Annotated in this window: 6 protein-coding genes; 1 reads left to right on the top strand and 5 read right to left on the bottom strand. The window is 43.6% G+C overall.

The annotated features are described in order from the left end of the window. A partial coding sequence (locus HF992_RS05525) for an IS30 family transposase (RefSeq protein WP_168549062.1) occupies positions 1–422 on the top strand: 422 nt, incomplete at its 5' end. A gap of 387 nt (positions 423–809) precedes the next feature. On the opposite strand, the gene thiI is transcribed toward HF992_RS05525, so the two are convergent. From thiI to glmS, 5 genes are all read right to left on the bottom strand, one after another. After that, on the bottom strand, positions 810–2024 hold the full coding sequence (gene thiI / locus HF992_RS05520; RefSeq protein WP_168549061.1) for a tRNA uracil 4-sulfurtransferase ThiI: 1215 nt from the start codon (positions 2022–2024) through the stop codon (positions 810–812). A gap of 1 nt (position 2025) precedes the next feature. Further along, positions 2026–3168, bottom strand: a complete 1143-nt coding sequence (locus tag HF992_RS05515; protein ID WP_168549060.1) for a cysteine desulfurase family protein — start codon at positions 3166–3168, stop codon at positions 2026–2028. 172 nt (positions 3169–3340) lie between these two features. After that, a complete protein-coding gene (locus HF992_RS05510; RefSeq protein ID WP_168549059.1) occupies positions 3341–4342 on the bottom strand; it encodes a YeiH family protein in 1002 nt (333 codons plus the stop codon). Then, positions 4339–6810, bottom strand: coding sequence for a bifunctional DnaQ family exonuclease/ATP-dependent helicase (locus HF992_RS05505; RefSeq protein WP_168549058.1), 2472 nt, complete (start codon positions 6808–6810; stop codon positions 4339–4341). Before HF992_RS05505 ends, HF992_RS05510 begins: the two co-directional genes overlap by 4 nt. A 216-nt stretch (positions 6811–7026) precedes the next feature. Further along, positions 7027–8841 carry a glutamine--fructose-6-phosphate transaminase (isomerizing) gene (gene glmS / locus HF992_RS05500; protein WP_168549057.1) on the bottom strand — a complete coding sequence of 605 codons (1815 nt, stop codon included), beginning with the start codon at positions 8839–8841 and terminating at the stop codon, positions 7027–7029. Positions 8842–8877 lie beyond the last annotated feature (36 nt).

Here is an 8877-nt window from a genome sequence, read left to right as displayed (position 1 = left end):
ATGAGATTGATACCGTTATTCAGACGCGTGCTAAAAACGAGTGCTTACTGACACTCACAGACAGGAAGAGTCGCTTTCAAATCATTCGTCTCATTCCTGACAAGTCAGCGACATCAGTAAATCAAGCTTTGAAAGGGATTCTACGAAACTATCACATCAACTCAATCACAGCGGATAACGGGACAGAATTTAGTCGCTTGGCAGAGGTCTTTGATCCTGAGTGTATCTATTATGCTCACCCTTACGCCTCTTGGGAAAGAGGAACCAACGAGAACCATAACCGACTCATTAGACGATGGTTGCCAAAAAGCACTAAGAAAACGACCGCAAGAATGGTCGCCTTCATCGAAAATTGGATTAACAACTATCCAAAGAAATGTTTGAACTATTTATCTCCTAGACAATTTTTACTAAATGCCTAACTTAGACTTGAAATTTAGCGTATTATAAGTTTCGCTTTTGAACGAATTCTTCCTGCAATCCGTCAAAATGACAGAAGCTAAAACAATAGCCGACCGATAGCTATTCCCTAAAACGCTCAACACTAGTCTCATCGACATAAACAGCAATGTATATCCCCAGTTCACTCTTTTGCATTTGGCTGGCGAAAGGTTTATTGCTATCGATTACTCAAACAGTGCAAACATCTTATTTTATTCGCAAAATCACACCGATCCATACCCGACGAGATGGGGAAAAGGCTAAGGGCATTTCTTGGTAGACAATCTTGGCTAAGTTTTCAGAATGACCCACACCATCCCAAAAACACTCGACTCAATCAAGCAACTAACCTTCTGGGACAACTCGCTTTATAACAAGTTCTCAATGAGAGCACTAAGGCTATCCTCTTTGGAATGAGGCGTTATTTCTGTCACCACGATACCTGCTAATGCTCGTTCGACCAAACCATCTACATCTAGGCGCGCTTCGTACTGCTCGACGTTTTTGAGTTTAGGATTAGTCTTAGGCTGTGCAGGGGCAAAAATGGTACAGCAGTCTTCAAAGGGCTGAATAGAGATGTCAAAAGTATCAATTTGTTCTGCCAAGTCAATAATTTCTAGCTTGTCCATAGTCACAACAGGACGGATAATTGGGGTGCTAGTTACTGCATTGATGGCCTGCATGGATTCCAGTGTTTGACTGGCCACTTGTCCCAAACTTTCTCCATTGATAATGACGAGGGCACCACGCATCTCCCGTATCCTGTCTGTAATGCGCATCATAAAGCGGCGGGTCAAGGTCATTAAATAAGCTTCTGGTACCTTTTGTTTAATCTCTTCTTGAATCTCTGTAAAAGGAACTTCAATAAATTGGATATTACCACCAAACTGCGTTAACTTACGGGTCAAATCATGGGCTTTTTTTAAGGCTCCTGGACTGGTATAAGGGGGGCTAGCAAAATGAACAGCTTCAATTTCCACCCCGCGTTTGAGTGAAAGATATCCCGCTACTGGTGAATCAATCCCCCCAGACAGCATCAGCATGCCCTTGCCAGAAATGCCAACAGGCAAACCACCAGCTCCCTTATGAGTCTCATGGGAAATATAGGCCGCATCGTCGCGTATTTCTACGCGTAAAACGACATCTGCCCCCTTCATTTGGGCTTTAATTTCAGGTAAAACTTGAAACACAGCATCTCCCAAGAAATGATTAAGCTCGACCGAATCCATTTCAAAACTATGATCACTACGCTTAGTCACTACTTTGAAAGTCATGCCTTCTTGATATACACCGCGCATAATAATCTGAACAGCTTCTTTCAGGGCTGGTACTGATTTTTCAATTTTATAGGACGGCGAATACGTCTGAATCCCAAAAACCTTAGCAAGAGCTGTTGAGACCTCACGATAATCTGCCCCGTTAAGGTAAACATGGCCACGGTCACGATCGGTATAGATTCTGACCTGAGGAAAGCCCTCCAAGACAGCTTCGATGTTACGGCGAAGGCGACCAATAAAGCGCATACGGTTCTTTCCTTTAGTAGATAGCTCTCCGTAGCGAATTAAAATCTCTGAGTACTGCATCTTATCTCACTTTCTGTGTTTGATTGTCAATTTGCTTGAGAATGGTCAAAAACTGCTCAATCTGACTAGCATCCGTCTCTGAACCTAAACTGAGACGAACAGCTGTCTGAGCATTCTTTGTCGGAACGCCCATAGCAATCAAGGTTCCTGCTGCATGACCTGCCCGAGACGAACAAGCACTAGTCGTCGATATATAGATTTCATGGGTTTCGAAAGCATGGACAATGACTTCCCCACGGACATTTTTTAGTCCAAAGGTCACAATATGGGGCGCAAAACCATCTCTACCCGAAAACAACAAAATATCCGAGTGTTTTTCTAAGGCGTTCAGCAGATTATCTCTCAGAACACGTTGTTGATGACTCACTTGTTCTAAACGCCCCATAGCCAAGCGAAGCGCCTTCGCTGTCGCTGCAATACCAGCCACATTTTCTGTAGTGGACCGTAAATCACTCTCTTGGCCACCGCCGTGAAAAAGGGGAGTTATTTTTTTGCCACGCTTTTTATAAATAAATCCAACTCCACGAACACCATGGAATTTATGACTGGAGAAGGTCGCAAAATCCACGCGCTCCGTCAAGTAAGTACCTGTTGGAATCTTGGCTAAGGCCTGAACACCATCCACATGAAAACTGATGGTAGGTTTATCTGCTAATAAAGCTGAAATAGCCTCAATCGGCTGGATAGCACCAATTTCATTGTTGACCGCCATAATGGACACTAAAATCGTTTCTGGAGTAATCCGTTTAGCCAATTCATCCACATCAACAAAACCAGCACTCGTCACTGGAGCTATATCTACTACAAAGCCTTGCTGAGTCAGCCACTGAGCTGTTTCTTTAACGGAAGGGTGTTCTACCGCTGAAATGATGATATGGTTGCCGTAAGCACGTTTTTCAAAGGCAACCCCTTTTATAATCCAGTTGTTCCCTTCTGTCCCACCAGAGGTAAAGAAGATTTCATCTGGCAATTTGCCAATAAGCTCTGCGATTTGTTTCCTAGAAGCTTCTAAAATACGGCTAGCTTGTGTCCCTAAATGATGCAAAGAACTAGGATTGCCCCAAATTTTTTCAGAAACCTCCCGATAGGTGTCAAGAACTTCCGGAAAAGGTTTAGTTGTCGCACTATTATCAAGATAAATCATACTTACTTTCCTTTAAAAGGCTTGAATCAACGGATCCAAGCACTGTTTTCAATAACTTTTATTATAACAGATTGTGACCTTCCAGTCTATTTTCCCTAATTCTTATCAATTAACATTTAAGGGGAAGGGGGCTAAATCTTGGCTGACAGTGTAAAAGAGGCACGGTCATAACCTACCACATTCCCAACAGAGACTGCATGGCCAGAGTAACGACGATAATGGCTAACCAACAGGTGGCTCCTAGGCCAAAAGCTCGGCCTCCAGTTTTTAATAATTTTCCAAAATGGGTGTTGAAGCCTATTGCTGCCATGGCCATGACAATGAGAAACTTGGACAGCGTTTTTAGAGGCTGAAAAACCTTCACATCAAGTCCTAAACGACTCCATAAAGTAACAAACAATGCTGCGGCTAAAAAATAGAGCAAAAAAGTTGGCATTATCCGCTTTAGCTGAACCCTCGATTTAACCTTCCCTTTTTGACGATTACGGTAAAACGATAAACTAAGAGTTATAGGAATAATCGCCAGAGTCCTAGTCAATTTCACAATCGTCGCCTGCTCCAAAATATAACTTTGATGGAGGCTGTCCCAAGCAGAAGCGGTCGCCGTTACTGACGAGGTATCATTAACTGCCGTACCTGCAAATAAGGCAAACCCCTCATTTGACAGCCCTAAAAATTGCCCCAAACTTGGAAACAAAAGAGCAGCCAGAAGGTTGAAGAAAAATATCACTGAAATAGCTTGAGCGACCTCTGCTTCTTCAGCATCAATCACAGGCGCAGTTGCTGCAATCGCCGAACCCCCACAAATAGAGGAGCCTACGCCTATCAATGTGGCTTTTGTGGCATCTACGTTAAAAAGAGTCTTAAAGAGAAAAGCAACTGCTAAAGCTGTTAAAATGGTCGTTACAATGACTGGCAATGATGCTAGACCAACAGCCAGTACTTGATGAAGATTAAGGCTAAAGCCCAATAGGACAACTGCTAGTTGCAAGATGACTTTCGCAGTGAACGTAATTCCTGCTTGCGTCAGCTGACGTTGCTTATGGATAGAACCAATACTCATTCCCAACAACATGGCAATAACTGGCGCTCCCACTAAAGGAAAAACCTGCCCCAAAAACCACGCTGGTAAGGCTACTAGAAAACAAAGGGCAAGTCCTCTTAGATAGATCATGGCAACTTCCTTTCTTCCTCTCCCGATGCAAAATAAGTTTCAATTTTGGAGGGCAAATCAATTGGTGATACACTCTCTACAGGACAAATGGTTTCCAAGAAGAGCCGTATCGTTTGACCGTAAGATTTCGTCAATACCCGTCTATCCATAAGGACAACTGCTGACTGCTGATCCTTGCGGCGCTGAGTACGTCCTAAGGCTTGTTTGAGCTTTAGCATAGCCAGAGGAAGATGATAGTCATCAAAGGGGTTAAGCCCTGTTTCTGCCAAATGATGATTGAGTTTTTTGACGTAGGGATTGCTCGGATTTTCAAATGGCAGACGGGTCACCAAGAGGATCATCTGGTCTTGCTGAATAAAATCCGCTCCCTCCCAAAAGCTCCCTGAACCGAGTAGAATATTAGCTTCACCTCGCTCAAATCGCCGTTTAACCTGATTAGCTGTTCCGTGCTGGTGTTGGGCCAAGTAAGGAAGTTTGCTCCTTTCTAGACGTTCAGCGACTTCTAGTAAGGTTTGATTAGCAGTAAAGAGGACGATTATGGGCTTGTTAAGCTGGCTCAAACTTAGGATCTGGTGGTAAATTAAGTTGACATAGTCCTGGGCAGTAAGGCTACTAATGTCGGGCAACTCTTTCAACAAAAAGACTGTCTGGCTCCTTAAACGCTCCTGAGGTAAGTAATCGTAAGTTACTCTCTTCTCAGGAACCCCCAACAACTGCGCCAAATTGACGCGCTGGCTAATGGCCAAGGTAGCACTAATCGCCATCACTTTCGTATTTTCTGGCAATAGTTCATAGAAATTCCCTAGGGATAAACTGGCCCCATGCAAATAAGGAACGACCGTTTCTCCCCATTTTTCCTGACTGATCCAAAATTGATCTAAACGCAAGTCTAAGACCTCTCTGAGCTGAGGAAAAAAGCTAACATTAAGTTCGCTCAGATCTTGGCGTAGGGCTTCAACGGTTTTTTCAATATCAGTTGATTGATGCACTAATTGCGCAAGGTTGTAAGCAATATTCTCTAATAACCGTCTGGTCAATAAATCTGGACTAGTTTTCAGATGCTGCTGACTATCGTTTTGGAGTTCAAAAAGATTGACCTTTCGCCTGCTTAAATGCTCCAACTGCAGGGGCAATTTTTGAGCCTCGTCAATGATCAGCACCTTTCCTACTAAAAAGGAAGGATCGTCTGCCAAACGATTAAGCAAATAGGCTTGGTTAGTAATGACCAAGCGACTGATCTTAGCCCTGAACTGTCCTTTCTGCCAGAAATCAATATCAGTGAAAAGACTGGAAGTCGACAGGTGACCGTCATGACGCAGACGGTCAAAATAGTTAAATGCGCCAAATTTCTGCTGGATTTCATCTAGATCACCTGTCTCAGTCTCCGTCAACCAAACTAAAAGCTGCATCTTAATGCGATTGAGAAGACGGTTATCTTCCTCTAGAGAGAGGCTAGCCCAAAAAACATCCAACTTGATATAATTCTCATAGCCTTTGAGACTGAGGCAATTCAGATGAAACACTTCTGCTAAGCGTGTCCCTTCTGTCTGCATAATCTGATCTTGAAGCAATTTGGTTGGAGCAGCCACAATAATTTGCTTATCTGGACAGTTAGCTAGAAGCGGCAAAAGATAGCCATAGGTTTTGCCAATCCCTGTCTGCGCCTGAATAAAATTGATGTTTTGATCTCTCAATCGATTTTCAACTACTGAGGCAAAGGCGACTTGCTGTTGCCGTTCTTCTAGGCCTAACAGAGCACTATTTTGCTCAAAATGGGGAGCCAGATGACGTGCTTTTGCATAGTAAGATGGTTTTTTTACCACAATATCTAACACACGCTCATATCCTGCAGACAAGTAATCACTCGTATAACTAAGCAATTCCTCAAGGACCTGACCTGTTTCAAAAAGCAAGTGATCCGCATAGGTCAACAATTTTTGGAGCGTTACTTTAGGCAGGGTTATTATTTTCTCCTGAATGGCTAGGAATAATTTGGCTGTCGCTAGTGCATCCGCAATGGCCGTGTGAGCGTCCAGAAGCTCAATTCCTAGATAATCTGCCAGATTGCCCAAACTATAGCGTTCTAAACTGGGGAAAAAGACCTGACTGAGTTCAACAGTATCTACTCTTGGTGTCCTCAATTCATAACCTTCTAAGAAAAGGTGCTCTGCTAGCAAATTGGCATCAAATCGCACATTATGGGCGACAAAGACAGCATCTTCCAAGAGCGCAAAAATATCACGCGCTACTTCCGAAAAAACTGGTGCCTGTCGTAATTGTTCATCCGTAATGCCTGTCAACTGTTTGATATGAGGTGTCAGGTCTTCGTGCGGATTGACATCTGTTTCATACATTTCAAGAAGTTGACCATCTTGAACCAATACGATACCCACCTGAATAATCTTGGCATCTGGACCTGTTGATGTCGCTTCTAAATCAACAATGGCATACTTCCTCGTCTTGATCATCTCTTTCATCCTGTTAAGTATTATAGCATATTTCCAAACAAGATTGAACGATTTGAAATAAGACAATAGGTGCTGACCGCTAACATTTTTCTATAGTTGGTTCAAGTGAACCTAATACGACGTAAACTATTGTGGGAGACTAAGATAGTAAAAAGCAATCGGATCTAAAATGAATCCGATTGCTTTTTAAACTGTTTTGAGTATCCTATATCTCTACTATTCTACGGTAACAGATTTGGCTAAATTACGCGGTTTGTCTACATCGAGACCCCGCTGTAACGAAGCATAGTAGGCTACTAACTGCGTTGGTACCACCATTGCAATTGTTGAGAGATACGGGTGTACTGCGGTTACGATTAGGTCGTCATCTTCTTTGGCAATCCCTTCTTCTGCGATAGTCATGACACTAGCACCGCGAGAGACTACCTCAGAAATATTGCCACGGGTATGGGCTGCAACAGCAGGATTGTTGGACAATAAAGCAATCACAGGCGTGCCATCTTCAATCAAAGAGATTGTGCCGTGTTTTAACTCGCCAGCCGCAAAGCCTTCGCACTGAATATAGGAAATCTCTTTCAGTTTCAAACTGGCTTCCATAGCAACATAGTAGTCATTGCCACGGCCAATGTAAAAAGCATTACGGCTGGTTGCCAGCAAGTTTTCTACCTTGCTTGCTACTACCTCCTTCTCAGACAAGGTCGCTTCGATCGATTGGGCTACCAGAGACAATTCTCGAATCACATCAAACTCAAGCGCTTCTTTCTGGCCATTGGCACGCCCAACTGCAGTAGCCAAAAGTGCCAAAGCGGCGATCTGGGCGGTATAAGCCTTGGTTGAGGCAACTGCAATCTCTGGCCCAGCATGCAAAAGCAGGGTATGGTCTGCCTCACGCGACAGGGTTGAGCCTGGGACGTTGGTTACGGTTAGACTAGGAATGCCAAGTTGATTCGTCTTGACTAGGACCTGACGGCTGTCAGCGGTCTCCCCAGATTGGCTGATGAAGATAAAGAATGGTTTTTGGCTCAAGATTGGCGTGTGGTAGCCCCATTCTGAAGCAATTCCCAATTCAACAGGCGTCTGTGTCAATTCTTCTAGGAAGGACTTGGCCGCAAAGCCAGCATGGTATGACGTTCCAGCGGCGATGATGTAAAGGCGATCAGCTTCTTGGATAGCCTTTACAATGGCTTCGTCAATAACCAAATTTCCTTTGTCATCAGTGTACTTCTGAATCAGCTTACGCATAACCGTTGGTTGCTCATCGATTTCTTTGAGCATGTAGTAAGGATAGGTCCCTTTTCCAATATCCGATAAATCAAGCTCCGCGGTGTAACGTTCACGCTCAATAGGATTGCCATCAAAATCTGTTACTGTCACGCTATCCTTGGTCACAACAACCAATTCCTTGTCATGAATCTCCATAAACTGATCGGTTTCACGAATCATGGCCATGGCATCTGAACAGACCATGTTGTAACCGTCCCCTAAGCCAATCAAAAGTGGCGACTTATTCTTGGCGACATAGATGGTCGTTGGATCTGCTTTATCCATCAAAGCAAAAGCATATGATCCTTCGATGATAGACAAGGCCTTTTTAAAGGCAGATAAGGTATCCAACCCTTCTTCGGCAAATTTTCCAACCAAGTGAACAGCAATTTCGGTATCTGTTTGTCCTAAGAATGTATCTCCGACCAAGTAAGTCTCCTTGATCGCTTGATAGTTTTCAATCACACCATTATGAACCAAGGTGAACTGCTTATTTTCTGACTGATGCGGGTGGGCATTGACTTCACTTGGTTTACCGTGAGTCGCCCAGCGGGTATGGCCAATACCCGCTGTCCCATGAATATCAATTCCAAGCTTATCACGCAGACTAGCAATCCGTCCTACAGACTTAATCACTCGAGAATCCTGCTCACTAGATGTCACGTAGATACCAGCGGAATCATAACCGCGGTACTCCAACTTTTCCAATCCTTGCATCAAAATATCAGTCGCATTACGGTTTCCAACGACACCAACAATTCCACACATTTTTTTACTTCTTTCTAAAATTGGTATAGTTCATTT

Source organism: Streptococcus ovuberis, from assembly GCF_012396585.1.
Lineage (GTDB): Bacteria > Bacillota > Bacilli > Lactobacillales > Streptococcaceae > Streptococcus > Streptococcus ovuberis.
This window is presented reverse-complemented; position numbering and strand designations above follow the sequence as displayed.

What these genes read in the sequence shown, in the direction of transcription:
- HF992_RS05510 (WP_168549059.1), bottom strand. Translation starts at nt 4,342, where the DNA reads ATGATCTATCTAAGAGGACTTGCCCTTTGTTTTCTAGTAGCCTTACCA.
- HF992_RS05515 (WP_168549060.1), bottom strand. Translation starts at nt 3,168, where the DNA reads ATGATTTATCTTGATAATAGTGCGACAACTAAACCTTTTCCGGAAGTT.
- glmS (WP_168549057.1), bottom strand. Translation starts at nt 8,841, where the DNA reads ATGTGTGGAATTGTTGGTGTCGTTGGAAACCGTAATGCGACTGATATT.
- HF992_RS05505 (WP_168549058.1), bottom strand. Translation starts at nt 6,810, where the DNA reads ATGATCAAGACGAGGAAGTATGCCATTGTTGATTTAGAAGCGACATCA.
- thiI (WP_168549061.1), bottom strand. Translation starts at nt 2,024, where the DNA reads ATGCAGTACTCAGAGATTTTAATTCGCTACGGAGAGCTATCTACTAAA.